Source organism: Fortiea contorta PCC 7126, assembly GCF_000332295.1.
Classification (GTDB): Bacteria; Cyanobacteriota; Cyanobacteriia; order Cyanobacteriales; family Nostocaceae; genus Fortiea; species Fortiea contorta.
Genome location: NZ_KB235930.1, coordinates 4,160,497 through 4,184,952, shown reverse-complemented (window position 1 = coordinate 4,184,952; position 24,456 = coordinate 4,160,497). Strand labels below are relative to the sequence as shown.

General features: G+C 41.3%; 25 protein-coding genes. 14 read left to right on the top strand and 11 right to left on the bottom strand.

Going from position 1 to position 24,456, the window contains the following annotated elements; genetic code table 11:
• Positions 1-241: 241 nt before the first annotated feature.
• Positions 242-1,279 carry a polysaccharide pyruvyl transferase CsaB gene (gene csaB, locus MIC7126_RS0119385; protein ID WP_026100386.1) on the bottom strand — a complete coding sequence of 346 codons (1,038 nt, stop codon included), beginning with the start codon at positions 1,277-1,279 and terminating at the stop codon, positions 242-244.
• A gap of 142 nt (positions 1,280-1,421) precedes the next feature.
• Here csaB and MIC7126_RS32025 point away from each other — a divergent pair, with 142 nt between their 5' ends.
• From MIC7126_RS32025 to hisA, 4 genes are all read left to right on the top strand, one after another.
• On the top strand, positions 1,422-1,586 hold the full coding sequence (locus MIC7126_RS32025; RefSeq protein ID WP_238553656.1) for a hypothetical protein: 165 nt from the start codon (positions 1,422-1,424) through the stop codon (positions 1,584-1,586).
• Positions 1,587-1,606: 20 nt separating this feature from the next.
• On the top strand, positions 1,607-1,951 hold the full coding sequence (locus MIC7126_RS0119380; RefSeq protein ID WP_017654829.1) for a DUF2499 domain-containing protein: 345 nt from the start codon (positions 1,607-1,609) through the stop codon (positions 1,949-1,951).
• A complete protein-coding gene (locus MIC7126_RS0119375) occupies positions 1,948-2,259 on the top strand; it encodes a DUF3593 domain-containing protein (protein ID WP_040629842.1) in 312 nt (103 codons plus the stop codon). The genes MIC7126_RS0119380 and MIC7126_RS0119375 overlap by 4 nt, the downstream gene beginning before the upstream one ends.
• Positions 2,260-2,377: 118 nt before the next feature.
• Positions 2,378-3,151 carry a 1-(5-phosphoribosyl)-5-[(5-phosphoribosylamino)methylideneamino]imidazole-4-carboxamide isomerase gene (hisA, locus tag MIC7126_RS0119370; protein WP_017654827.1) on the top strand — a complete coding sequence of 258 codons (774 nt, stop codon included), beginning with the start codon at positions 2,378-2,380 and terminating at the stop codon, positions 3,149-3,151.
• A 526-nt stretch (positions 3,152-3,677) separates the two neighbouring features.
• Here hisA and MIC7126_RS0119365 read toward each other — a convergent pair.
• Positions 3,678-4,754: a coiled-coil domain-containing protein gene (locus MIC7126_RS0119365; RefSeq protein ID WP_017654826.1), complete on the bottom strand. Its 1,077-nt coding sequence runs from the start codon at positions 4,752-4,754 to the stop codon at positions 3,678-3,680.
• Positions 4,755-4,793: 39 nt separating this feature from the next.
• Positions 4,794-5,777 carry a coiled-coil domain-containing protein gene (locus MIC7126_RS0119360; protein ID WP_017654825.1) on the bottom strand — a complete coding sequence of 328 codons (984 nt, stop codon included), beginning with the start codon at positions 5,775-5,777 and terminating at the stop codon, positions 4,794-4,796.
• A gap of 484 nt (positions 5,778-6,261) precedes the next feature.
• Between MIC7126_RS0119360 and MIC7126_RS0119355 the strand changes: the two genes are divergently transcribed.
• From MIC7126_RS0119355 to phoU, 3 genes are read left to right on the top strand one after another with little or no spacing between them, the layout of a single operon-like run.
• Complete coding sequence (locus MIC7126_RS0119355) at positions 6,262-7,014, top strand: response regulator transcription factor (RefSeq protein ID WP_017654824.1); 753 nt, start codon at positions 6,262-6,264, stop codon at positions 7,012-7,014.
• Positions 7,015-7,067: 53 nt separating this feature from the next.
• Complete coding sequence (locus MIC7126_RS0119350; protein ID WP_017654823.1) at positions 7,068-8,399, top strand: sensor histidine kinase; 1,332 nt, start codon at positions 7,068-7,070, stop codon at positions 8,397-8,399.
• Between the two features lie 29 nt (positions 8,400-8,428).
• Positions 8,429-9,097 (top strand): phosphate signaling complex protein PhoU, encoded by a 669-nt coding sequence (phoU, locus tag MIC7126_RS0119345; protein ID WP_017654822.1) that lies wholly within the window; start codon positions 8,429-8,431, stop codon positions 9,095-9,097.
• 41 nt (positions 9,098-9,138) lie between these two features.
• On the opposite strand, the gene sppA is transcribed toward phoU, so the two are convergent.
• The gene (gene sppA, locus MIC7126_RS0119340; RefSeq protein ID WP_017654821.1) at positions 9,139-10,968 is read right to left on the bottom strand and encodes a signal peptide peptidase SppA; all 1,830 of its coding nucleotides are present in this window, start codon (positions 10,966-10,968) and stop codon (positions 9,139-9,141) included.
• A 191-nt stretch (positions 10,969-11,159) separates the two neighbouring features.
• On the bottom strand, positions 11,160-12,215 hold the full coding sequence (gene fni, locus MIC7126_RS0119335; RefSeq protein ID WP_017654820.1) for a type 2 isopentenyl-diphosphate Delta-isomerase: 1,056 nt from the start codon (positions 12,213-12,215) through the stop codon (positions 11,160-11,162).
• A 24-nt stretch (positions 12,216-12,239) separates the two neighbouring features.
• On the opposite strand from fni, the gene MIC7126_RS27900 reads away from it, so the two are divergent.
• The 3 genes from MIC7126_RS27900 to MIC7126_RS0119320 all read left to right on the top strand — a co-directional run bounded on the left by MIC7126_RS27900 (position 12,240) and on the right by MIC7126_RS0119320 (position 15,108).
• Positions 12,240-12,422: a hypothetical protein gene (locus MIC7126_RS27900; protein WP_017654819.1), complete on the top strand. Its 183-nt coding sequence runs from the start codon at positions 12,240-12,242 to the stop codon at positions 12,420-12,422.
• A gap of 199 nt (positions 12,423-12,621) precedes the next feature.
• Entirely contained in the window at positions 12,622-13,671 is a 1,050-nt protein-coding gene (locus MIC7126_RS0119325; protein WP_017654818.1) for a nitrilase-related carbon-nitrogen hydrolase, read from the top strand.
• Positions 13,672-13,692: 21 nt separating this feature from the next.
• Complete coding sequence (locus tag MIC7126_RS0119320; RefSeq protein ID WP_017654817.1) at positions 13,693-15,108, top strand: aldehyde dehydrogenase family protein; 1,416 nt, start codon at positions 13,693-13,695, stop codon at positions 15,106-15,108.
• On the opposite strand, the gene MIC7126_RS0119315 is transcribed toward MIC7126_RS0119320, so the two are convergent.
• A complete protein-coding gene (locus MIC7126_RS0119315; protein WP_017654816.1) occupies positions 15,105-15,968 on the bottom strand; it encodes a phosphate/phosphite/phosphonate ABC transporter substrate-binding protein in 864 nt (287 codons plus the stop codon). The genes MIC7126_RS0119320 and MIC7126_RS0119315 overlap by 4 nt on opposite strands.
• Before the next feature lie 148 nt (positions 15,969-16,116).
• Here MIC7126_RS0119315 and MIC7126_RS0119310 point away from each other — a divergent pair, with 148 nt between their 5' ends.
• Positions 16,117-17,016: a Tll0287-like domain-containing protein gene (locus MIC7126_RS0119310; protein ID WP_017654815.1), complete on the top strand. Its 900-nt coding sequence runs from the start codon at positions 16,117-16,119 to the stop codon at positions 17,014-17,016.
• Between the two features lie 4 nt (positions 17,017-17,020).
• Here MIC7126_RS0119310 and MIC7126_RS32340 read toward each other — a convergent pair whose 3' ends face one another.
• Entirely contained in the window at positions 17,021-18,406 is a 1,386-nt protein-coding gene (locus MIC7126_RS32340) for a protein kinase domain-containing protein (RefSeq protein ID WP_017654814.1), read from the bottom strand.
• Between the two features lie 705 nt (positions 18,407-19,111).
• On the opposite strand from MIC7126_RS32340, the gene MIC7126_RS0119300 reads away from it, so the two are divergent.
• From MIC7126_RS0119300 to MIC7126_RS0119290, 3 genes are all read left to right on the top strand, one after another.
• A complete protein-coding gene (locus MIC7126_RS0119300; protein ID WP_026100385.1) occupies positions 19,112-19,831 on the top strand; it encodes a hypothetical protein in 720 nt (239 codons plus the stop codon).
• 116 nt (positions 19,832-19,947) lie between these two features.
• Entirely contained in the window at positions 19,948-20,715 is a 768-nt protein-coding gene (locus tag MIC7126_RS0119295; RefSeq protein ID WP_017654812.1) for a DUF1350 family protein, read from the top strand.
• A gap of 96 nt (positions 20,716-20,811) precedes the next feature.
• Positions 20,812-21,948 carry a PP2C family protein-serine/threonine phosphatase gene (locus MIC7126_RS0119290; RefSeq protein WP_017654811.1) on the top strand — a complete coding sequence of 379 codons (1,137 nt, stop codon included), beginning with the start codon at positions 20,812-20,814 and terminating at the stop codon, positions 21,946-21,948.
• Here the strand turns inward: MIC7126_RS0119290 and MIC7126_RS0119285 are convergent.
• The 4 genes from MIC7126_RS0119285 to MIC7126_RS0119270 all read right to left on the bottom strand — a co-directional run bounded on the left by MIC7126_RS0119285 (position 21,945) and on the right by MIC7126_RS0119270 (position 24,395).
• On the bottom strand, positions 21,945-22,277 hold the full coding sequence (locus tag MIC7126_RS0119285) for an STAS domain-containing protein (RefSeq protein WP_017654810.1): 333 nt from the start codon (positions 22,275-22,277) through the stop codon (positions 21,945-21,947). The genes MIC7126_RS0119290 and MIC7126_RS0119285 overlap by 4 nt on opposite strands.
• A gap of 337 nt (positions 22,278-22,614) precedes the next feature.
• Positions 22,615-23,034 carry an ATP-binding protein gene (locus tag MIC7126_RS0119280; RefSeq protein WP_154655929.1) on the bottom strand — a complete coding sequence of 140 codons (420 nt, stop codon included), beginning with the start codon at positions 23,032-23,034 and terminating at the stop codon, positions 22,615-22,617.
• Positions 23,035-23,102: 68 nt separating this feature from the next.
• On the bottom strand, positions 23,103-23,750 hold the full coding sequence (gene grpE, locus MIC7126_RS0119275) for a nucleotide exchange factor GrpE (RefSeq protein ID WP_026100384.1): 648 nt from the start codon (positions 23,748-23,750) through the stop codon (positions 23,103-23,105).
• A gap of 153 nt (positions 23,751-23,903) precedes the next feature.
• A complete protein-coding gene (locus MIC7126_RS0119270) occupies positions 23,904-24,395 on the bottom strand; it encodes a Dps family protein (RefSeq protein WP_017654807.1) in 492 nt (163 codons plus the stop codon).
• Positions 24,396-24,456: the final 61 nt, after the last annotated feature.

The window sequence follows — 24,456 nt, the reverse complement described above, 5'->3', positions numbered from 1 at the left end:
TTGATTTATACAGTTTGATAAAAGGCTATTTCTGAAAATTGCGGAAATAAAATAGGGGTTAGGGGTTAGGAGCTATAGTGTGCGCTTGATATGATTGGCAATTGCTATGCTGTTGATGAGCAGCGGGACTGACGCCATAGTCTCTCAACGGTCAACAGTCCATGAGCAAGCGGTGCGTTACGGCAATTTATACTGTCGCTCATTCTCAAATCCTGACATTGCCGTAACACACCCTACTTAATCAGGTGAAAGCTTCCTGCAGAACTTGACGATGCATTAAAGCTCGATCCACCAAAGATTGAATTTGGGCGGGTGAAAGTGGATCACCGTTGGCGTAATGCTCGATCCAAGTTGTACTGATGACGTTGGCATCTTCTGGTAAACTGGTTAAATCCCACCCAGGCATGTCTAAATCTTCCATCAAACGATTGACCTTGGGGTCATAACTGAGAGCAAAACAGCGACAACCTTCTGCAGCAGCCATAATTAAGCTGTGTAGACGCATACCGATCGCCATTTCTACACCCTGAAACACACCTTTTAAAAGCTGCGGATCTTCCAGACACAAGATTTTGCTCACATTTGGGAGTTGGGGCGCAATTGCTTGAGCAATGCTCAAATCTTCGCTTTTTTGAAACGGCAATAATAAAATGAAGGCTTGGGTGGCAATTTGGAAATCAATCAAAGCGCGAGTTAAATTAGCCAAGCGTGCTTGTGTTAGTTGGGGGTGCGATCGCAAAGTCACAGCTACTCTCGGCGCAGGTAAGTCCCACAGTCCCGGTACTGGCCGGGATGACAACGCCCACACCGGGTCAGGTGCGATGAGAAAAGGAATTTGCCAATCAGATAATAAAGCTGCACTGGCGCGATCGCGGACACTAACTTTGGTACAATGTCCGAAGGAGTATTTTGCTAAAAAGCGAGTTGGTGCGCGTTTGAGAGGGCCGATACCCTGCGCCCAAGCGACGGTTTTCAAACCCATCTTTTGCGCCAAAGCCATTAGTCCTCCGTAGTATACAGGACTAATAGTACTGGTCACGTCTTGAATTAAACTACCACCGCCCCAAACGAAAGCATCACAAGAGCGCAATGCTTGCAGTACAGGTGCAACAGCCATGCGCTCGTGGGATTCCACACCATAGCGTGAGCGGGTTTCTTCAGGATTCCCCGAAAGCACCACAGGGGTTACATGAGGTGGTAACATCTGCAAAAGCGTTGCCAACAAAGCTTCATCACCACCATTACCTTTTCCGTAATACCCAGACAATAACGCCCGCATGAGTTTCATTGTGAATTGTGGACTATAGCTTTAATCAGACCAGCATAATTAAAGTTAACTTGCTGGAGTTGTTATTGGTTATAGCAGGGAACAGGGAACACTTCGACAAGCTCAGTGCATCGCAGGGAACAGGGCTATTTTTGTGAAAAATCAAAGAAAGTCAAAAGGTGTGAGATGCGATCGCTGTCATATCACCGATGAAAATCAGAATTCTCTTATGGGAAGATGGAATGATGGAGAGTGTGGGACAGACAACACAAAGAAGACAAAGAAGAAAACCTCATCACTCTTGACAAATGACCAATGACCAATGACAACTGACTAATTATGCACGCCCTTTCGATTCCCACCTGGATAATTCATGTTTCTAGCGTGATTGAGTGGATTTCCGCCATTTGGCTAATCTGGACTTATGGCGAACTTACCAACAACCGCACTTGGTGGGGATTGTCCCTTGCCATGTTACCAGCTTTAGTCAGCGCCATGTGTGCCTGCACTTGGCACTATTTCGACAACGCCGAATCTTTGGAATGGTTAGTCACACTCCAAGCTACCACCACTTTAATCGGCAATTTTACGCTTTTAGCAGCCGCAGTCTGGATTTGGCGCTCTGCTCAGTCTCCCGACACAACCGCTAATTCTGTCAAAGCAAATATTAAATCAGAGCCATGATGTCTAAAGAAACCCTGTTCGCACTTTCACTGTTTCCCTATTTGGGTTTCTTGTGGTTGATCAACCGCAGTAAACTAATGCCAAGGTTAGCATTGTACGGTTTTTACGGTACTCTAGTTTTTGTCGGTGTTACCATCCCCGCCGGGATTTATGCTAAATTGCACTATCGAGAGTCGTTAGCAAACGTCGATTGGCTCCACGGCGGTGCAGAAGTTTTTCTCACGCTTTCTAACATCTTGATTGTGCTGGGTTTTTGGCAAGCTGTAAAGCAATTAAAAGTGCAGAAGGGGATAGGGACTAGAGGATAGAAGCTAGGGGCTAGTTGATTTAGCAAGATCGCTCTTTTTCTTGATAGCTAATTATGGGAAAATTTCTTTTCCCTAGCCCCTAATCCTTAGTCCCTAACGTTTAGTAAGGATGATCTCAATGGATGTAATTCCAGCAATTGATTTATTAGAAGGGCGCTGTGTACGGCTTTATCAAGGAGACTATACCCGATCGCAGGTGTTTAATGAGAATCCTGTTGATGTCGCTAAACAGTGGGTTGATCAGGGTGCGGCTAAACTACACGTAGTTGATTTAGATGGCGCCAAAACAGGTAAACTGGTAAATGTAGGGGCTATCGAGGCGATCGCTCAAGCAGTATCAATCCCTATTCAAGTAGGGGGTGGATTGCGCGATCGCCATAGTGTGCAACAATTGCTCAATATAGGTGTACAGCGGGCAATTTTGGGTACAGTCGCTGTCGAACAACCCGAATTAGTCCAACAACTGTGTCAAGAATTTCCAGGACAGATTATCGTTGGCATTGATGCCCGTAACGGACTAGTAGCAACTCGTGGTTGGTTAGAAACTTCAGAGATTCTCGCCACTCAATTAGCTGTGCAAATGGCAGAGTTGGGAGCAGTGGCAATTATTTATACAGATATCCATCGTGATGGTACTCTATCCGGCCCGAATTTAGAAGCTTTGAGCGAATTGGCTCGATCAATTTCTATACCAATAATTGCGTCGGGTGGGGTAAGTTCTGTTACCGACTTATTAAGTTTGTTAGCGTTAGAAACCCAAGGCGTGACAGGTGTAATTGTCGGTCGAGCGTTGTATACTGGCGATATTTCTTTAAAAGAAGCACTGCGAGCGATCGGCCCAGGACGGATTCAAGATATCCCACCTGATTTAGATTTTACCACCTTTGCTTAACATCAATGCTTTGAAATTTAGGTATCACTAATCAAATCTGCAGCTAGCAGACAACAAACATTCCCCCAACAAACAAGGATTATACTATTTCACCTGAATCACAGAGGAAGCACAAGCAACGTCTCCACATTTATTAAACCTCTTGCAAAAGTACCTTTTCTACTGTCTGTTCCCTGTTATAGCGTTCCCTGTTCCCGACTTCTGCAGGAAGTCTATTGTTTTGACAACTCGATTACCAGCGGAAATCTTTTTGATAAATTTCCGGATTCGCAATTTATACTCCTGTAGTTCAAGTTGTAGAGAGTTCACACTCAATCAATGTGAGAGTCATCTCTCTCCTGAACCAAAATCAAACTGTAAATTTTATTACTCCAAAGTTATATTTAATTACTTATAAATATTGGGTTTTCTCTTTCTAGAGACGCGATGATTTTTGCGTCTCTTTTTTTTAACTTGCTTTCCCTGAGACAATCAACTAATGTGGAGACGTTACACGTAACGTCTCCATATCTGCAAGAAATCCAACTTATTTATTTTTTACTTGACTTTTAGCTTGTTCTAAAGCTATTTCCTTAATAGCTTGATAGGAATTAACATTGGCGCTTCCTTCAATAGCTTTCACCGCCAAATCCTGAACTTGTTTCAAACCAGATTCAAGTTGTTTAGAAAGGTTTTGAATTCGCGTCTCTTGATTAGTGATGGTTTGTTCAAGAGATTGCAATCTTTGTTCATAAAAACGTTTTTGTCCGTCCACTTCTTTGCTATACAAATCTGATTTAATCTTAGCTTGATAGTGAGCGATACCTCTGCCTTCTTCTGTAGCTTTTTTGATTGCTGCTTCTTTATCTTTGGGAAATGTTTCTACCTTAGCTTTAGATTCTTCAAACTGTTTTTCTCTTTCAGAAATTACTTTTTCTCGTTCAGACCACTGTTTATCTGTTTCTTGCTGTAGTTCTTCAAGTTGATTATTCAATAACTTTTGCTCTTGTTCAGATTCATCTTTTGTTAGTCTTCTCTGGAGTTCTAAATTATATTTATATTCTGCTTCATCTCGCTGTCGTCCTTTTTTTAGTTCTTCATCTCTTTCTTTAACGGTTCGACTATGCTCCTCTTGCTCTTTCGTCCAAGTTTTTCTTTGCTCATCTATTTCTTGTAATAAAACTTCTTTTCTTTGACTAAATTCATCTTGATAAGTTTTAGAATTGTCCTCATAAGCTTGGAGCAGGGTATCTAAGATATCTGGAGAAACTTCTAAATTATGTAATTGCGTTAATTCCGTTATTTCTTTTTCGACAGCTTCTCTAATTTCCCCTAATTTAGCAGCTTGTGTAGTTAGCTGTTCTGATAATTCATTAGCTGCGCTACCAAAGCCTAACTGAATCTTAGCCAAGCTTTCAATTGTATAATTCATCTTTTGTTGAAGATTAGATGGCTGATTCATAGGTGTTTTTGGTTGGTCTATGGTTTTTTCTGGAGTTGTAGATTGCTGTTTCAACAATTGATTAAGCTGTGATTTCACGCTGATGGTTTCTTTCGCTAATTCCTCATAGGCTTGTAGAATTTCCGCTTTGGTATTTTTATCATTCGGTTTTTTAACGGCCATACAAATCCTCCTAATATCCGATGATTGCAGATGTCGAGACTATTTGCTGTTAGAACTGTCGAAAGCACGCATTGCTAAATCTTGCGCTTGTTTTAATGCAGCTTGTAACTGGACAGAAATACCTTCTATTTGCTCAGTTTGTTTCTGAATAGTTTCTTCTAAAGACTTAATTTTCAATTCGTAATTCTGCTTACCAGCTTCCCACTCTTTCTCGAATAAATCAGCTTCGACTTTGGCTTTTTGACTGGTGTCTTTAATTGCTTCTTCTCTAGCTTTTTTAACTGCTTCTTCTAATTCTTGAGGAAAAGCAGCTATTTTTTGTTGATATTCTGTCAATAAAGGCTGGCGCTCGGTGAGAATTTTTTCTCGTTCCGTCCAGTTTTTCTCTTTTTGTTGAGTAGTTTCTTGAATCTCTCGCTCTAGTTTACGCTTTCTGGCTTCGTAAGCATCTGTGGCTAGTTTTTGCGTCGTTTCTAATTTATATTGATATTCTTCGGTTTCTGTGGTGCGTTGTTTAGCTAAGAATTCGTTATATTCTTGCAGTACTTCTTCATATTCTGCTTGCTCTTTTTGCCACTCTTTCCGTTTAGTGGTCATTTCTTTTTCTAGGGTTTCTATTTTGCTAGCAATGTCTTGCTCTAAAATTCTTAATTGTTCTTGATGCTCTTGAGTTAAGATATCAACGGCATCAGCGACAATTCTAATTTGTTTCAACTCTTGTAAATGCTGATTTTCAATTTCTATCGCCCGGTTGAGTTCATCTAATTTGGAGTTTTCTTGCGCTAATTTTTCTGACAGAGCGTTGACAATAGTACCAAATTCCAACTGTAAATCTGCTAAACCTTTGACAATGCTGTCAATGGTGTATGTAGAAGCAGCTGCTAAAAGTTCTTGATTTTTGGCTTTGTCTGCTTCTTCTTGTTTGGTGGCTATTTTTGACTCTAGTTTTTTTCTTTCTGCCAAAATTTGTTGAAATGCTTGCATTAGTTGTTGTTTACTGTCTTTGACTCCAACTGTTGTCATAATTTCAACTCCGTTAAAGATATAAGATGTGATGAGTAGCAAATAACACAAATACTAACTGATGCAGACATCAGATTAGCTCTTGTTTATGCAGTTTTAGTGCAGTGTAAATACTGAAAGGGTAGATTAAGCGACACTGGCTTGTAGTCAAGGGTAATTGCATAGATGCCCTGCTTGTTGTTTAGTGCAGCTTCTGTTGTTGGTATTTATAGTACTTGCGTACTATAAATATACCTAAATCGAGCTGCTACTGTCAAGTAAAATTAATGCTGTACAGGAACGGGTGTAGATGCTTCCCGGAAGGATATTTGCTGAAATTGTTTGCAAAATTTTATCTGTGGTATCTATAATATAAAGGAAATTGTAATTTGTGCTACTTTTTGTAAAAAAATCACAAAAACGGGAAGCGCGGATCACTGATGTTAGATAATTGACTGCATTGTCGTCTTAACTACCAGCAAAAACCCAAAGTCCTGTGATATCAATGTACACCAGCGAATCAACGAAGTTTTCTACCAGAGCGGAAATCGGACAAGCGAGCCGCATTCTTTTAGTGGAAGATGAGGAACTCATCAGGGAAATGTTAGTTGTGGCATTGGAGGAGGAAGGTTACGGGGTGGTAACAGCCTCTGATGGGCGGACGGCTGTAGAATATCTCAAAAGCTATGAACCCAATTCCGGAGAATTAGGTTTTGATTTGGTGATTCTGGATTTGATGCTACCGCAGATTAACGGACTGGATATTTGCCGCTTGCTGCGTCATCAAGGCAACCCGGTACCAATTATGATGTTGAGTGCTAAGGGGAGTGAAACTGACCGTGTGTTGGGCTTAGAAGTGGGTGCGGATGATTATCTAACTAAGCCTTTTAGTATGCGTGAATTAGTGGCTCGTTGTCGCGCCTTGCTGCGTCGTCAGCGGTTGAGCACTTTGCCGCAACTACCAGTATTAAAATACAAGGATGTGACTCTGAATCCTCAAGAGTGTCGGGTGCTGGTTCGCAATCAAGAGGTGAGTTTGTCGCCGAAGGAATTCCGCTTGCTGGAACTGTTTATGAGCTACGCTCGTCGTGTTTGGTCGCGGGAACAGTTGCTAGATCAGGTCTGGGGGCCAGATTTTGTAGGGGATAGTAAAACTGTTGATGTTCATATCCGTTGGTTGAGAGAAAAATTGGAGCAAGACCCCAGTCGTCCTGAATATATTGTGACTGTCAGAGGTTTTGGCTACCGATTTGGATAATTGGCGAGGATAGTTGTTAGTTTTTAGTTGTCACAAAGCAACTAATAACTTAAATGTTTTTATTGGGATTTTGTCTGGGTTTAGCGGTGGGGATTGGGTTTTGGATTTGGCAACAAATGCAATTAAACCTCTACCTGCGGCGAGCAATCAAGCCTTTAAATTCTCACTCTGCCAAGGTGGCGCTGCCGCTGCTGCCTCGTTTGCGACAAGAAATTGGTATGCTGAAGCAGCAGCGACAAAATTGGCAGCGATCGCTAGACACCTACAAAGAATTATTAGATTTTGCTCCCCTGGGTTATTTGCAGGTAGATGAGGAAAATCAATTGCTGTGGTGCAATCAGCAAGCGCGGAGTATATTATATCTCGAACGGTGGCAACCAGGGCAAGTGCGGTTGTTGCTGGAGTTGGTGCGGTCTTATGAACTCGATCAGTTAATTGAGCAAACTCGTGATTTGCAAAAACCGCAAGTGAGGGAGTGGGTGTTTCACCCCTCTTGCGAAAATGCAGCGGCGATGTCCATAATGAAGTCTTTGGCTTTGCGAGCATCCAGCTTACCTTTAGATCAAGGGCAGGTGGGAGTGTTTCTCGAAAATCGCCAACCGCTGCTGGATATGAATCAAATTCGCGATCGCTCTTTTTCTGACTTAGCACATGAACTGAGAACACCGCTAACTTCGATTCGTTTGGTAGCGGAAACTTTACAAAACCGTTTAGAACCGCCGTTAAATCGCTGGGTCAACCGCTTGATGCAAGAAGTTGACCGACTGATAAACTTGGTACAAAGCTGGTTGGAACTGACCCAAATGGAAATTAATCCTACCATGCAATTGCATCCAGAAGCGGTGGAAGTGCGATCGCTAGTTGCGTCTGTTTGGGAAACTTTAGAACCGTTAGCACAGCGGCTGCATCTGACTTTAACTTATTCTGGAGCCGAAAATCTCTGGATGAAGGCTGATCGTTCTCGCATTTATCAAGTATTTCTCAACTTGTTAGATAACAGTATCAAATACAGCCCCCCTGGTGCAACCGTTCGGGTGGAGGCGAAAATTCTCTCAGCCGAAAACAATCGTCAGAGTAAAATTGGTCTTCAATACTTGGAAATCAATATCATTGACTCCGGTGTCGGTTTTGCAGAAGTAGATTTACCCCACGTTTTTGAGCGATTTTATCGAGGAGACAAAGCCCGATATCGTTCCCCAGTAGAAGAGAATAGTTCCACAACAGCAGTTGTAGGTAGCGGTTTAGGTTTGGCGATCGTCAGACAAATTGTTCTCGCCCACGGCGGTACAATTAAAGCAATGAACCATCCCCAAACCGGTGGTGCATGGATACAACTCCAAATACCAGAAATTGTGACAAACAGCTCAAGTCAAGACTATAGTTAAAAAATATCTTCACGTTTGAGACTACAAGTGTGAAAGTCGTCCTTTATAGTCCCAATCCTGACAGACCTCAGTTAGCACGAGCCATTAGGCGCTTAGAACGGGATGTATTGCGTATGGGAGCTTTGGTGGAACAATCTTTTCGCCTCAGTCACCAAGCCTTAGTCTCCCGCGATTTGATCGCAGCTGCGGAAGTTCCCCGATTAGATAAGAAGATTGATCGTTTTTATAGACAGATCGAGTCTGAATGCACAACAATTATAACGCTACAAGCTCCAACATCTCAAGATTTGCGTTGTTTGAGTGCTTTTATGCAACTGGTGCGAGATTTAGAACGCATTGGGGATTACGCTAAGGATCTAGCGGAAGTTGCGATTAAGATTTTTCCTTATCCACCCCACGCTTCTGTACCAGATATTGCTATAATGTCTCATCATGCTCAGGCAATGTTAGCTGCTAGCTTGGTAGCTTTAGGCGATTTAGACGCAGCTGGCGGCAGAAGTATTAAGCGTCTAGATGACGCTGTGGATAATGCCTATGATCGCCTTTATGAAACTTTAGCTTGTCAGCGGGATATTCCGGGTGTCGTCGAACCAATTATACTACTGGCTTTGGCAATTCGTTATTTAGAACGCATGGCAGACCACGCCACAAATATCGGTCAACGAGTGGCGTATATTGTGACTGGTCAGCGTTCTTGATTGGGGAATGATGGTAGAATTAACGCCATTTCCCTATTGCCTTACTCTATCTTCAAGTTAAAGGGTAAGCGAGCATACACGCCTTGGGGATCGTTCATTTTTTGCAGAGTGGTCATTTCCTGTTGTAGTTTTTGGAATTCTGTTAACAGGGGATGGGATGGTTGGGGTTGATTGACTTTTAAGGTGGCGTTTGCTTCTTCTAAAGCACGACCAAAAAAGCGTTCTTCAAAGCTGCTGGGTTGGGGATACTCTTGTAATTGCCAATCGTTACCCAGTTTTGCTTGTTTAGCAGTATAGGCGATCGCAGCGTCTAAACCCCCAATTTCATCTACTAAACCGATTTGTTTGGCTGCTACCCCTGACCAAATCCGTCCTTGAGCAATTTCAGCTACTTTTGCTTCTGGTAATTTTCTTCCCTGAGCGACTTTATTTAAGAAGAGACTATAAATGCGGTTGACACTGCGCTGGTAAATTGCTAATTCTTCGGGAGATTTTGGTCGCGCTACGGTTTGAGAGTCAGCATAGCGGGCGGTTTTCACCGAATCCCAGGTAATACCGTTGTCATTTGCTAGTTTTTGTCCGTTGAATAATACCCCAAATACACCGATGGAACCTGTAATCGTGTTGGGTTCAGCGAAAATGCGGTGGGAATCGCTAGCAATCCAATAACCACCAGAAGCAGCAACATCACCCATGGATACAACTACTGGTTTCACTTCACGAGTCAAGCGTACCTCGCGCTGCATAATTTCTGATGCAATGGCGCTACCTCCAGGGCTGTTGATCCGTAAAATCACTGCTTTAATTTTATCATCTTGCCTGAGTTGATTGAAGATTCTGGCAAAGCGATCGCCCCCAACTTCGCCACTATCTCCCCTACCATCGACAATTTCGCCCTCTGCATAAACAACGGCGATTTTTTTGTCTGATTGACGTTCTACACCCAAGGATTTACCGGGAACTTGGGCGTAACTTATCAAGTTAATTTGGCGAAAGGTTTTATCTTCTTTATCACTAGCAGTCAATTTTTTCAAGTCGTTGACTACTTGGTCAGCGTATGCTATTTGGTCTACTAGACCATTATTCTTAGCTGCCTCAGCTTCTAATAATGCTTGATTATCGGCGATCTCCTGTAGTTTTTCGGGATTAATTTTCCGAGTCTCGCCGACGGCGTTACGCCATTCTCCCCAAACATCATCTAACAATTTTTGCGTTTGTGCGCGGTTCTCTGGACTCAACTTGTTGAGAATAAACGGTTCCACAGCTCCCTTGAATTTCCCCACGCGGACAATTTGCACGCCGACACCATACTTTTGCAGAGCGCCTGCGAGAAACAGTGGTTGGGAACTCAAACCGTTGACTTCTACCGCACCCAGAGGATTAAGGACAATTTTATCGGCTACGGAACTGAGATAATATTCCCGTTCGCCCCAATCCACACCATAGGCTGTAATTTTTTTCCCAGAAGCGCGAAACTTCAAAAGTGCTTGGCGAACTTCTTTGAGTGTTGCGTAACCTGCGCTACCACCTGCTGTGCTCCGTGACGCATCCAAATAAATCCCGACAATTCGCGGATCGCGCTGGGCTTTTTCTAAAGTATCAACAACGCTGCGGAGTGTCATCCGATTCTCGTCTACACCCGAGAAGGCCTTTTGCAAGATTTGACCGGAACTTGGCGCGCTATCAGTGATATTCAAAGATAAGTCAAAAACCACCACTGACTTATCTTTGACTTCGGGGCCAGTATCTTTGGAAGTAGCGACTACCAACAACAATAAAAATAATCCAATAGTGCCAACACCGGAAAAAATCATCAATCCGAGTAAACTGCCAATTAAACTAGCAAAAGTTTGTTGGAGAAAGTTACGCATTTTTGTTGTTTACCTGGGGGGGGTAGGGATTAGGGGGTAGGGATTAGGGGCTAGGAGCTAGAGTTATTCTCTCATCTCCTTTTGCGGGTGACGCTCCTGCGTGGGGTTAGGGATTCACTTCTAGTCGAGCAGTGGCTCCTCAACACGGAAAACTCGCGCACAACGCAGGATTCATCACCTCCCCATTTCCCTCATTTCCCCGGTAGGCGCTGTAAACTTTGAGAATGTTGCAACTTTTCTAAGGTAGCATTACCAGTACAAAATAACACTGTGGTCAGTTCGGCAATTAAGACTTCAATTAAGTCTGCAACTGCGGCTTCTGATAAAGCTGCGGCTTTGAGAAATGGCATTGCTAAACCAGCCAAATCGGCTCCCAGGGCGATCGCCATAGCAATATCTAGTCCGTGACGCAACCCTCCCGACGCAATTAAAGGTACATCTGGGGCGATCGCTCGGATACTCGTAATACACTCTGCTGTGGATAAACCCCAATCAGCAAAAGTCCTACCCAAGCGGCGTTGTAAGGGATTTTCTGCTCGTTCGCTTTCGACCTTTGCCCAGGAAGTACCACCAGTCCCCGCGACATCAATCGCTCTCACCCCCGCTGCAATTAGCTTTTGTGCCATGACTGCAGAAATGCCATTTCCTACTTCCTTCGCAATCACGGGTATAGTTAATTTACTGCACAAAATTTGCATTTTGTCAAGCAATCCTTTAAAATTAGTATCACCTTGAGTTTGGATGCATTCTTGCAGCGGATTGAGGTGCAAAATTAAAGCATCCGCCTCCAGAATATCCACCACTCGCCGACATTCATCTAAACCATATTGATAGTTCAGTTGCACAGCCCCTAAGTTAGCAAATAACAGCACATCAGGAGCATACTTACGGACAGCGAAAGTGTCAGCCACAGCGGGCTTTTCCACTGCTACGCGCTGGGAACCGACACCCATAGCAATTTTGTAGTTTTGCGCCACTTCCGCTAGACGCCGATTAATCATTCCTGCTTGTTCTGTTCCCCCCGTCATTGAAGAAATCAGCAGAGGTGCATTGAGGTGTTTTCCTAAGAAAGTTGTGCCGAGATTAATCTCATCCCGGTTGATTTCCGGTAAACAACAATGGATAAAACGATAGTTTTCTAGTCCATTAGTAGCTTGGTGACACTGGACATCTTCCTCTAAGCAAATACGGATGTGATCTGCTTTGCGTGACTGAGTTGGTGCTGATGTGCTAGTGGGGGCGTTCACAGGTAGATATAACTCAAAAGTGTAGTGATCACTATTGTTGCAGTCACTGGGGAATTAGGGAGTGTGGGAGGTGTGGGGGGTGTGGGAGGTGTGAGGGGAGATGGGAGGATGGGGAGGTGGGGAGATGGGGGGATGGGGAGTGCTTTCAAGGGTAGGGTTTTTAAAATCTCGAAAATAATTGAGAAAATTCTCAATTGTTTAACGTAGTTTGGTTATTTCAGCGTTTAAGCATCGGCTGAAACAGCAAAAAAATGACCAAATACAAAATACCTACCCTTGTAAAGATGGGGAGTGTGGGGAGACAAAGAATAAATCACAAATATTCAGATGCGGTAAAACAAGGTATTGTTTGATCAGTAGCAGCCTGATAGAAGCCTGAATTAGCCGTCCTCATATTTTTTTCCACATGGTAGCTAATACTGATAATCTGGAATCATTCCGTGCTTTGGCACTACAAGTTACTTGTTATGCGGTGAATCAAGCGAGCGATCGCTTATCGGCTCGTGCTATGATGCTCGATTCTATTAACCGCTTGGAACGACAAATCGCGGCGAGTATTGCTTTTATTGGCACTGATTGTCGTTTAATTGTTTTACCAGAATATTTTCTGACTGGTTTTCCGTTGGGTGAATCCCTCGCAGTTTGGGCAGAAAAAGCCTGTTTAGAAATGGATGGGCCTGAGTATGGAGCTTTAAGTAAAATTGCTCAGAAACATGGCATATTTTTAGCTGGTAATGCCTACGAACTCGACCCCAATTTTCCCAAATTATACTTCCAAACTTGCTTTGTGATTGATCCGGCGGGAATGGTAGTGTTGCGCTATCGGCGGTTAAATTCGATGTTTGCTCCTACGCCTCATGATGTCTGGGATCGGTATCTAGAATGTTATGGCTGGGATGGGGTTTTCCCGGTGGCGAAAACGGCGATTGGGAATTTGGCAGCTTTGGCATCTGAAGAAATTTTATATCCTGAAGTGTCGCGGTGTTTAGCGATGCGGGGGGCAGAAATTTTTCTCCATTCCACTTCGGAAACGTATAACAAAACTTTGACGCCGAAGGACGCCGCCAAAATTACTAGGGCGGTGGAAAATCAAGCTTATGTAGTGTCCTCGAATACAGCAGGTATCGTGAATACTCCCATACCTCAAGCTTCAGTTGATGGGGGTTCTAAAATTATTGATCATCGCGGAATAGTTGTCGCAGAAACATCTGCAGGTGAAAGTATGGCAGCTTTTGCTGAGATAAACTTGGCCGCTTTAAGACGCGATCGCCTGCGACCAGGGTTAAATAATTTACTTTCCCGTCAACGATTCGAGCTATACGCCCAAAGTTACCTGCAGTCGCATTTTTATCCACCAAATACTATGCTGGAAGGGGAAATAGACCGCAGACATTTTATCACCACCCAGCAAGCCACGATTGAGCGTTTAGTTAAATTGGGAGTAATTCAAGATTAGGGATTGAGATATTTATTACCTATGAATCAATCAATAGAAGTTCGCAATCCCAGGACAGGCAAATTTGACTATGTAATTATACCGCCGCCACCGAAGCTATTGGCACAGCAATGTCATCGTTTGCGGCGGGCACAGGTACGCTGGCAACAATTAGGTTTAGAAGGGAGAATTGCGGCATTACAAGAGTGGAAACAAGCGATATTGGCTATGCGCGATCGCTTGACAGAGGCTTTGGTGAATGATACTGGTAGACTATCTGTCTCTGAGATGGAAATTGATTCTTTTGTCTCCAGCCTTGACCGCTGGTGTAAATTAGCTCCCGATTTACTCCAAGAATCAGCAAAAAATACCACCATCCCGTTTATTTCACTGCAACCATCAGCCGTCCCCTACCCCCTAGTTGGGGTGATTAGTCCCTGGAATTTTCCCTTATTGCTCTCGACAATTGATACAATTCCTGCTTTGATAGCAGGTTGTGCAGTAATTGTCAAGCCTAGTGAAATTGCACCCCGCTTCGTCGCACCCCTAACAACAGCATTGAATACGGTTCCTAAACTGCGTGAAGTCCTGACTTTCATTGAAGGAGCAGGTGCAACCGGATATGCTTTGATTGAACATGTAGATTTAGTATGTTTTACCGGTAGTGTGGCTACGGGGAGAAAAGTTGCGGAGGCGGCGGCGAAAAATTTTATCCCCGCTTTTGTAGAATTGGGAGGGAAAGATCCAGCGATCGTTTTAGCATCAGCGGATTTAGAATTAGCTACATCAGCGATTTTGTGGGGCGCTGTTGTGAACACCGGACAATCATGCTTATCAATTGAAAGAATTTATGTTGCAGAATCGATATGTGAGGAGTTTGTCAAGCAACTAGTTCTCAAAGCCCAAAAGCTGAAATTAGCTTACCCTACAGTCGAAAGTGGCGAAATCGGCCCCATTATCGCCGAAAGACAAGCAGCAATTATTAGCGACCATCTCCTAGACGCGGTGGAAAAAGGAGCGGTAGTTCACTGTGGTGGACAAATTGAAGAATTAGGTGGGGGTTGGTGGTTTCGTCCTACAGTCCTCACCCAAGTCAACCACTCGATGAAAATCATGACCGAAGAAACTTTCGGCCCTATCATGCCTGTAATGACTTTTTCTACAGTGGAAGAAGCAATTAATTTAGCCAATGACTCAATTTATGGATTGAGTGCGGCGGTATTTGCGGGTTCAGAAGCATCTGCAATCGAAGTAGCCCAGCAAATAGATGCAGGTGCAATTAGTATCAATGATGCAGCTTTGACTGCAATCATGCATGAAGGAGAGAAAAACGCCTTCAAATTTTCTGGATTAGGAGGGTCGCGGATGGGTTCAGCCGCTATCAAACGATTTACGCGAAAAAAAGTTTTTTTAATTAAAACTAACACAAATAAAGACCCTTGGTGGTTCGATGATTAAGAATTCAGAACTAATCGCACAGGTTTATTCCTAATATTAGGAGTAATCAAGTTCACCCGTTCAACTATAGAAATCATATATTCATAATCAGGTATTTTGCCATTAGGTATATAGCCGGCTTCTTGAGTTAAAGCTGAGGGAAAATCACTCATAATTTTGCGAATTGATTCTTGGTGGTTGCGTTCTACACTGGGCCCAATTAAAACCACACCCAATGGTACATAATGGGGATCTGTATAAAGTATGCGAAACTCAGTTTGTTGTAGCAATGGACTGTAGAGATTAAATTCTGCCAAAGAAACAGCGCCCGCAGCTGCTTTTCCTGTGGCTACTAATTCTAAAACTGCTTTCGGTGTAGATGCAAATAATATCTCTGCTAGTGTTAAACCAAAAAGATTATAAAGAGGGAAATAATATCCAGTTGCTGACCCTAATTGACCAAGCGCAACTATTTGATTTTGTAGTTGTTTCAAATCGCGAATTGGACTATCTTTGCGAACCACAAACACTGAACGCAAATTACTCACACCTACCATAGGAAATAGACTAATATATTGGTGACGAGTAATTGCGATCGCTGCTATACCCGGTGGAGCAAATACCAACGACCAAGCACGAGATTCTAGCCGTTCTATTGCTTTATTTTCATTAAAAACTGGTTCTAGACGAATGTGTGCTTTAGCTTTTTTACCTAATAAATTATTAAATCGAGTATATCGCTGAATTATATCCTCTCCACCATCATAATTGATGACGCCAACAGTTAATATACCCGTAGATTTTGGCGTTGATTCGCATCCAGCAATTATCCAAGATAGTAGCTGAAATAAGAAAAACCGACGTGAAAATTGCCAACGCATCGTTTATTTTTTAAGTTTTTTATTCTTAGCCTAGCTAGATTTTGATTACTTCAAAGTTAATATTTATTTACTTGTTAGCATCTATAAAAATCAGGTGAATTCGAGTATAATATCACATTATTTTGTAATTATTGATGCTCACAACCATATGTTAAAAAACTTAAAAATAGGTACAAAAGTTAACTTACTGCTCACAATAGTTTTTATAGTCAGCATTTTCGTCAGCGGTACGGCTCTATCAAGTGTGTTGCAACACAAAGCACAAAATGAAGTAACCAATAAAGCGCTGATTCTCATCAAAGCGATGAATGCTGTCAGAAACTACACACAAAATCGCATCAATCCCCTGCTAGCAGCTAGACTGGAAACAGAACCCGCTTTCATCGCCGAAACAGTACCAGCTTATTCTGCCACAGAAGTATTTGAGAATTTGCGGAAAAACGAAGAATATAAAAATTTTCTTTATAAAGAAGCCACTTTGAATCCGACAAATTTAAGAGATAAAGCTGATAATTTTGAAACACAACTTGTCGAGCGTTTTCGCAGCAATACCAACCTTAAAGAACTATCAGGCTACCGTGATTTTGCTGAAGGTAAAGTATTTTATATAGCCAATCCTCTAGTAATTACAGATCAGAAATGTCTGCGCTGTCATTCCACACCAGAACAGGCTCCTAAAAGTCAGTTAGCAACCTATGGTACAGAAAATGGTTTTGGATGGAAACTCAATCAAATTGTCGCCGCCCAAGTGATTTCCGTGCCCTCGGAAGAGATTTTTGATAACGCCAAACAAACTTGGTCTTTAATTACGGGAATCTTAATAGCTGTGTTTGCAGTCATCTTGCTGCTAATTAATTTTCTCATCAAAAAATATGTAGTGCAACGAATTAGAAAAATTGAAAAAATAGCGCAGCAAGTTAGTACTGGTGATATGGATGCTAGCTTTGAGGAAAATTCTCAAGACGAAATTGGTGGGTTAGCAGCCGCATTCAATCGCATGAAATCTAGTTTGGAAATAGCTATGAAGTTATTAAACCAGAAAAACTAATAATTTAATCTTTGAGTGTTAGTAGACGTTCTTGAAATTTTAAAGCTTTTTGGGAGTCAGGAATTTCCGCTGCGAGAATCTTTATGAGTTCTGTGCGAGAAATTTGCGGAGCAGAACTCAGGGATTTTTGGACAATAAAATTAGCGATGGGCCCAATTAAATTGGCTAATTCTCGCTCACACTGACGGATAAAGTTTTCGCTGATTGACTCTACTGCATTTATTTGCGGTTGACTAGTCTGGGGTGTATTGGTTGGTAAATTTTTAGATTGGCTTTCCTGTTTAAGAGTTGATTCCTTGAACATCGAAGTTGCTTTCTGCTTAAACTGAGTTTGTTGTTGCTCTGTGAGATGAACTGCTAAATTATCAATTAATTCTTCATAACTGGGCGCTGATAATGCTATTTGTCGTAACAGCGTCGGGGCGACAGGTCCGACAAATTCTAAAAGCATATTTTCTAAATAGTTATACTGTTCTGTGGTGGCAATTTTATCAGGTGATTTGTTAATTACAGGTGGAAAAAATGAGGAAATAGCTAACGGTGCTTGAGTTAATTGCACCTCTATTTGAGTATGCAGTTGCTGTAGAGCTTCAATCACATTTGTTGCTGATTGGTAGCGTTCTTTGAAATGGTGCAACACCATTTTTGATAGTATTTCTGACAACCCTGGACTAACTATAGCTTGATGTTGCCAGTGAATTTCTCCTGTATTGTGGTCTTCTTCCATTTGTCTAGGATGCAACCCCGTCAGCGCCTGGATACCAATCATTCCTAAAGAATAAATATCACTGTTAGGGCGGGGTTTACCTCGTCCCTGTTCTGTTGACATGTATCCTGGTGTGCCGATAGCAATACTAATATCTGTTTGTCCTGGAACTGTGAACAGTTGATTTTGAACTTGCTTGACTGCGCCAAAATCAATTAACACTAACTTGTTGTCTTGTTCTCTTCTAATAATATTTTCTGGTTTAATATCACGATGGATAACTTTTTGACTATGAATAAATTCCAGAACAATTAATATTTGATATAAAAGTTGAATAACTTGCTCTTCTGTCCATTTTTGACCCGGTAGTAGTTCTGCTTTCAGGGAATTTCCAGCAATAAAATCTTGCACCAAAAAAAATTCTTGGTTCTCTTCAAAGTAAGCTAAAAGTCGGGGAATTTGGTCGTGACTTCCTAACTTTTCTAATGTTTCTGCTTCGCTAGTAAATAGTCGCCTAGCAGTTTTCAGAAACTCTGGGTTATGCGTAATTGGCTTGAGATGCTTGACAACACATTTTGGCGAACCCGGTCGATGGGTGTCTTCAGCAATGTATGTTTGACCGAATCCTCCTCCACCCAGAACCTGGAGGACTTGATAACGCCCGTCTAGTAAATTTCCTAACATTGTTTGACTTATGTCCGTCCTCTTCTTCATCTTGACATAAGTATCAGCATTAGCAAATGCTCAACTGAGGCAGAATTGCTCAAATAGGCTTTATTAGTTTCATATCTAAGTATGCAAGCTGTTATTAGATATGTATTAGTTCTACCTAGAAAAGGCTATCACTAGCGCACCCAGAGCATTTCTCGGAAAATGGACGGCTTCTCTTAGCGTAGCAACTGCTTTAAAAATGTCCGCCGCTTCAAGTTAAAACTTTTGCCATCAGCTTACTCATTATTACAAATCTTAAATTTTCATCTCTCAGCAAAATTATAGTAATTAACAAATCCAGCATCCTTAATTACTACTTAATGAAGATGTAACTTTACTAGCCAGTTGAACCTTTGAACACGGTACTAACGGATGGTGTTAAGGCTATCTTGAGAAAAAATCATTGCTCATCAGCAATTCGCTAGCTACAATGGTACAGAAAACCCTCAATCATTGTGGAATATCGTGACAATTTACAACACTCATGACACTATTAAGTTGATCTTTTGACAAACGAACTATTATTGTTGACTTCTATAAAAAAATATCATCTAATGTCAACAATTTTTTTTAATGATTTATTGAAAAATCCTAGACATAACAATTCGTTGATTACCATTCCCAAAATCTGATTGTTATATTGTACTAAATAACTATTATGGCAAGGTGGGAAAAACTGTGCGAAATGATTTACAAGGATTAGAAATTAGTCAAAAAAATTTGCAAAACTTGACTAATTTACCAGTGAAAGACGAACTTTTAATTATTACTAAATACCTCAATAAATTTGTTAAAAAAATTATTGAAAAAATTAAGGTAACTGAAGGGGCTACGGTAGTTTTCATCAGTTTTTCTATAGCTGTTTTTGGCTACCTACTGTTTGATATCGTTATCAGAATTTTTGCTAGTTGGGTGACAATTCCATCCTGGATCTTATTTATTGTTTTAAGTTTATGGGTTGGCGGTGTCACACAAACAGTCTTATATTTGCTCTGGAGAAAACGCAGTAAAATTCTCAAAGCAAACTTGACAAATTCTTTGCAAATTCTGTTGAATGATGTTGATAGATACAATGCTGTGATCAAAGCCATCGATATCAACGACCAAATAGAAGATGCTGGTAATCCAGATATATGTATTCACCAAAGAGAGAGTGTTATTGAAGCTTTAAAACTGACAAGAGCAGATTTAGTTCGCGCTTTGAAGACCGAAAGAATTTTAAGGGAAAATAGGAATTTTATTCTCAGTAATAGCGAACTTTTTGTGAATAATTTAGCGACTTTAACAGCAATGCAAGTTAATGAACAAGCGACTGAGCATGGAAGATTATTAAACGAAGCGTTGCAAATTGCATTAGATGTGCAACACGAAATGAAAAGGTTACAGAACCAGCGATGAAAAAATTTAGGAATAGATGCTATGGCTGATGAGTTATCTCTCTCATCATCTCGCCATTCACCATTCCCTAGTCCGGTCTAACATAGAGAAGTGTTAAGAAAATTCACGCTGTCGGTATGGACTGGAAAGAAATTAGAGGAAACTGGGTACTGATTCCCCGAAATCCTATCGGTATTATCCATTTCTTAGGAGGTGCGTTCGTCGCTACAGCGCCTCACTTAACTTACCGTTGGATACTAGAACAACTAGCCAATAAAGGGTATGTTATTATTGCTACACCTTTTATTAATACCTTGGATCATACAGCGATCGCTAAATCTGTACTACTGAATTTTGAGCGGACTCTAGAACGCTTATATGATACAGCCAGCCTACGCAAGCTGTACCTCCCCACTTATGGTGTGGGACACAGCATGGGTTGTAAACTCCATTTGCTGATTGGTAGTCAATCTGCTGTGGAACGTGCGGGTAATATTTTGATATCTTTTAACAACTATGCTGCTAGGGACGCTATCCCCTTGGTAGAGCAATTCAATTCTGCTTTAGCGATTGAGTTTACCCCTAACCCCATAGAAACTAGCAAGTTGGTGCAGGAACGCTACAATGTCCGTCGCAACTTAATCATAAAATTTAGTAATGATACCATCGACCAATCCGCAGCTTTGAGTAAAATTTTACAAGAGCGTTTTGAGGAAATGGTGACAATACAAACTTTACCAGGGACTCACACTACACCTTTAGGTCAAGATTTTCAATGGCAAACTGGAACATCTTTTACGCCTATTGATGCTATCGGGCAATGGTTTAAGCAAGAGGTATATCGTGATTTAAATCAACTAAAACGTACTATGCTTTTGTGGCTAAATCCTCTATCACCTCCATAGTTGATAAAGCTATGCTTTGAAAAGCATCCAATTTGAGTATATTTTAAATTTTGATTTATGTAGCAAATTACTAACTAAATCTAACTGTCTTTGCCTATGTTTAAAATTTTGGTAATTGATGATGATTCTTCAATTCAAATATTACTTAAAAGGATGTTAGAAAAGCAGGGCTATGAGGTAGTCATAGCTTGTAACGGCGAGGAAGGAATGGCAAAAGTGCTTACTTACCAACCAGCATTAATTCTTTGTGATTGGATTATGCCTGGTTTAAATGGTTTAGAAGTCTGTCATCGCATTAAAACAGATCCAAATTTATCTACCATTTTCTTTATTTTATTAACATCTTTAGATTCAGTTGCTGATCGTGTCAAGGGTTTAGATGCTGGTGCTGATGATTTCATTTCTAAACCTATAGAAAAAAATGAATTGCAAGCTCGGTTACGGGCGGGGTTGCGCTTACATCAATTGAGTCGAGATTTGCAAACTCAAAAACAGCTTTTAGAAGCAGAATTGTCACAAGCTGCAGAATATGTGCGCTCGCTGCTACCCTTACCTATGAGGGAACCTTTGAGTATCAATTCCCGATTCATCCCTTCACGACAACTTGGTGGCGATTGTTTCGATTATTACTGGCTTGATTCTGATTATTTGGCAATCTACTTACTTGATACTGCTGGACACGGACTCAAAGCCACTCTTCCCTCAATTTCAGTGTTAAACTTGCTGCGCTCCCGCGCCCTGAAAAGCCTAAATTATTACCAGCCAAGTCATGTACTTAGGGCTTTGAACGATACTTTCCAAATTAGTTATCAAAATGATAAATATTTCACCATTTGGTATGGAGTTTACAACAAAGTTAAGCGCCAGTTAATTTATGCCAGTGCTGGTCATCCACCTGCAATATTATTATCTGGCAAATCTCCTCATCATACAGAAGTTCAACTTTTGAGAACTCCCGGTATGCCGGTAGGAATGTTTCCAGAAGCAGCATATGTCGATGGATTTTGTAATATAGAAACATCCAGTACGCTTTATATCTTTAGTGACGGTGCTTATGAAATTACTAAATCAGACGGCAAGCTCTGGAGTCTGGATGGATTTATTCAACTACTTGTGAGTTTACAATCTAATGTAGACTATCAATTAGACCAAGTGTTAAATTATCTATCTGCTTTGCAGTCTCATGAGACATTTGAAGATGATTTATCCATACTCCAAATTAAGTTTGATTAGTTTTGCGAGTTTATGAAGTGATGAAATTCGTCTTGACTGGAAAAAATTTCAAAAACTTTATCCATACTAGTTAGTTCAAATAGGATTTTTACTTGTTCATTAATCGCACACAAAACTAATTTGATATTAACTGCTCGCAAGGCTTTAAAAGCTAGTACTAATGCTCCTAATGCTGAACTATCCATAAATGTTACATCTTGACAATCAATTAGGACAATTTTTGCACCAGTTTCTGCAAGTTCTGTAATTTTTATTCGTAATTCCTGCGATTGTGCTGCATTGATAATTCCATTCAGCTTGATCACTTGTACTTCTTGTTGTACTATCATGATTAATTCCTTATTTTCTTAATATACTTTGATTTTGCTTGTATTATATACTAATGTTAATTCATTTGTGGAATCATTGGCAAATATAAAGTCATGAAATATTCATGACAACCAGTTTTTTATTAATTATAATTTACGCAGCATGAATTACTTATTAGATAAAAACTACTAGCCACTAAATACTATCTAATCTCAAAGCACTATACTAGTCTTTTTTTACTCGTAAATTTAAAAATTAGTTTAAATTTTGGCAGTTATTATTCTTTTAGTATTAATTTTGCTCTAGGGAAATAGTAATCGAAAACTCAGTACCACATCCTAAGTGTAAAAAATACTCTCAAGAATCGCGATGCTTTTGAGAAATTATTTGGTAGCTAATAGATAGGCTCATACCAGTACCTTTGCTAAGGGGTTTAGTAGTAAAAAAGAGATTGAAAAGTCTTTGTTTAACTTGATTTAATATTTCCATGTCATTGTCACTAGTGCTAACATTGACTAGGTTCGACTCTCGTAATTCGGTACGAATGCAAATCTGAGGAGTTCCGTTTATTTTTTTCTTCAAAATTGACTCTTCTAAAGCATCAATTGCATTCGCAAAAATATTCATAAATACTTGGTGAAATTGCTCAACGTAACTTTCTACTAGGGGTAAATTACAATATTCTTTTGAATTCAATCCGGTGAAGCTAGCAAAAGCATCATTGAAGAATACCCATCGGTAGGGAAAAAATTCTTGGCGCTGTTTTAGTTTTCCCAAGCTGGGCGGTTTTCTAACAAGAGGTAGCTGAAGACGCTGCTTTCGCTTCGTCTCTACATCCAAAACATCTAAATTTTGCTCACAAGGCTGACTTTGGCTCGGTACAGGAGTCTGTCTCGCTGACGGTAGCCTGGGTAACGCACCTTGACTATTTCCCCTAGTTGTGCTGTACCATCCATGAGTTGATGGAGTTGGGGATCGTATGGTATTTCTGCGCCCACAGGTGCGATCGCTTCTATTCCCCATTCCTGCAATAATCTAGCTAGGGGTTTTTCTACCAGCGGTAAGATGTTCACGGCGGCTAACTCTGGATTCTCCCGTGCTTTTTGGGCTGCGGTGGGAAATTGCAACAACAAAGATTCCAGCAGTTGCAAACTCGACTGCTGGAATGCTTGGAGTAAAAGTTCTCGCTGTTGTTGTAGTTGCAGTTGCGATCGCTCATACTCTTCTCTTAAGATATTCACTTCAGAATCAAAACTTTTCTCAACCCTCACACTCAACCCAGAAAAAGCGCTGATTAATTCACTCAATGGGATCTGTAACCCTTGAGAAAGTTTAACCAACGCCTCCACCCGCATCTGTTCCAGCTTTCCCTGTCGCAACAGCAGTATTTGATGTTGCGAAACACCACTGACGCGACTGAGTGCTCTAAAACTAGAAATACCCAGTTTTTGCATCAAGTCTTGTAACTTTTGGGTGTAATTATCTTGGAGCATGGGCGAGTGTCGAGAGATGGGGAGGTGGGGAGGTGGGGAGGTGGGGAGTGTGGGAGGTGTGGGGAGTGTGGGAAGACGAGGAAGATGGAGAAGCGTAAGCATAAATTCTTTTCACCCCATCCCCCCATCACCCCACCCCCCCATCACCTCCTTTTATTCTTCCAGCAAACTTCTCAACATCCAAGCTGTTTTTTCATGCACTTGCATCCGTTGGGTCAACAAATCGGCGGTGGGTTCGTCGTTCACTTCTTCCACTAGAGGAAAAATTGACCGCGCAGTCCGCACTATGGCTTCTTGTCCAGCTACCAACAGACTAATCATTTCCTTGGCTTTCGGTACTCCCTCTGTTTCGGGAATGGAACTGAGTTGGGCATACTGGCTGTAGGTTCCTGGTGCGGGATAGCCTAATGCTCTGATTCTCTCGGCTACTAAATCAACTGCTAAGGCTAATTCTGTATACTGCGTCTCAAACATCAAGTGTAAAGTTTGGAACATTGGCCCTGTCACATTCCAGTGGAAGTTATGGGTTTTTAGATACAGTGTATAGGTGTCAGCTAATAGCCGAGATAAGCCGTCGGCAATTTTCGCTCTGCTAGCTTCGTCAATACCGATGTTCAAAGGTGAAACTTGTGGTTGAGATGACATAATTTTCTCCTGATTGGTGATTTATTTAGTTATCATTTGTAACTGTTTACGAAGGAAGTCT

What these genes read in the sequence shown, in the direction of transcription:
- csaB (WP_026100386.1), bottom strand. Translation starts at nt 1,279, where the DNA reads ATGCGGGCGTTATTGTCTGGGTATTACGGAAAAGGTAATGGTGGTGAT.
- MIC7126_RS0119380 (WP_017654829.1), top strand. Translation starts at nt 1,607, where the DNA reads ATGCACGCCCTTTCGATTCCCACCTGGATAATTCATGTTTCTAGCGTG.
- MIC7126_RS0119375 (WP_040629842.1), top strand. Translation starts at nt 1,948, where the DNA reads ATGATGTCTAAAGAAACCCTGTTCGCACTTTCACTGTTTCCCTATTTG.
- hisA (WP_017654827.1), top strand. Translation starts at nt 2,378, where the DNA reads ATGGATGTAATTCCAGCAATTGATTTATTAGAAGGGCGCTGTGTACGG.
- MIC7126_RS0119365 (WP_017654826.1), bottom strand. Translation starts at nt 4,754, where the DNA reads ATGGCCGTTAAAAAACCGAATGATAAAAATACCAAAGCGGAAATTCTA.
- MIC7126_RS0119360 (WP_017654825.1), bottom strand. Translation starts at nt 5,777, where the DNA reads ATGACAACAGTTGGAGTCAAAGACAGTAAACAACAACTAATGCAAGCA.
- MIC7126_RS0119355 (WP_017654824.1), top strand. Translation starts at nt 6,262, where the DNA reads ATGTACACCAGCGAATCAACGAAGTTTTCTACCAGAGCGGAAATCGGA.
- MIC7126_RS0119350 (WP_017654823.1), top strand. Translation starts at nt 7,068, where the DNA reads ATGTTTTTATTGGGATTTTGTCTGGGTTTAGCGGTGGGGATTGGGTTT.
- sppA (WP_017654821.1), bottom strand. Translation starts at nt 10,968, where the DNA reads ATGCGTAACTTTCTCCAACAAACTTTTGCTAGTTTAATTGGCAGTTTA.
- MIC7126_RS0119325 (WP_017654818.1), top strand. Translation starts at nt 12,622, where the DNA reads ATGGTAGCTAATACTGATAATCTGGAATCATTCCGTGCTTTGGCACTA.
- MIC7126_RS0119320 (WP_017654817.1), top strand. Translation starts at nt 13,693, where the DNA reads ATGAATCAATCAATAGAAGTTCGCAATCCCAGGACAGGCAAATTTGAC.
- MIC7126_RS0119315 (WP_017654816.1), bottom strand. Translation starts at nt 15,968, where the DNA reads ATGCGTTGGCAATTTTCACGTCGGTTTTTCTTATTTCAGCTACTATCT.
- MIC7126_RS0119310 (WP_017654815.1), top strand. Translation starts at nt 16,117, where the DNA reads ATGTTAAAAAACTTAAAAATAGGTACAAAAGTTAACTTACTGCTCACA.
- MIC7126_RS32340 (WP_017654814.1), bottom strand. Translation starts at nt 18,406, where the DNA reads ATGTTAGGAAATTTACTAGACGGGCGTTATCAAGTCCTCCAGGTTCTG.
- MIC7126_RS0119295 (WP_017654812.1), top strand. Translation starts at nt 19,948, where the DNA reads ATGGACTGGAAAGAAATTAGAGGAAACTGGGTACTGATTCCCCGAAAT.
- MIC7126_RS0119290 (WP_017654811.1), top strand. Translation starts at nt 20,812, where the DNA reads ATGTTTAAAATTTTGGTAATTGATGATGATTCTTCAATTCAAATATTA.
- MIC7126_RS0119285 (WP_017654810.1), bottom strand. Translation starts at nt 22,277, where the DNA reads ATGATAGTACAACAAGAAGTACAAGTGATCAAGCTGAATGGAATTATC.
- grpE (WP_026100384.1), bottom strand. Translation starts at nt 23,750, where the DNA reads ATGCTCCAAGATAATTACACCCAAAAGTTACAAGACTTGATGCAAAAA.
- MIC7126_RS0119270 (WP_017654807.1), bottom strand. Translation starts at nt 24,395, where the DNA reads ATGTCATCTCAACCACAAGTTTCACCTTTGAACATCGGTATTGACGAA.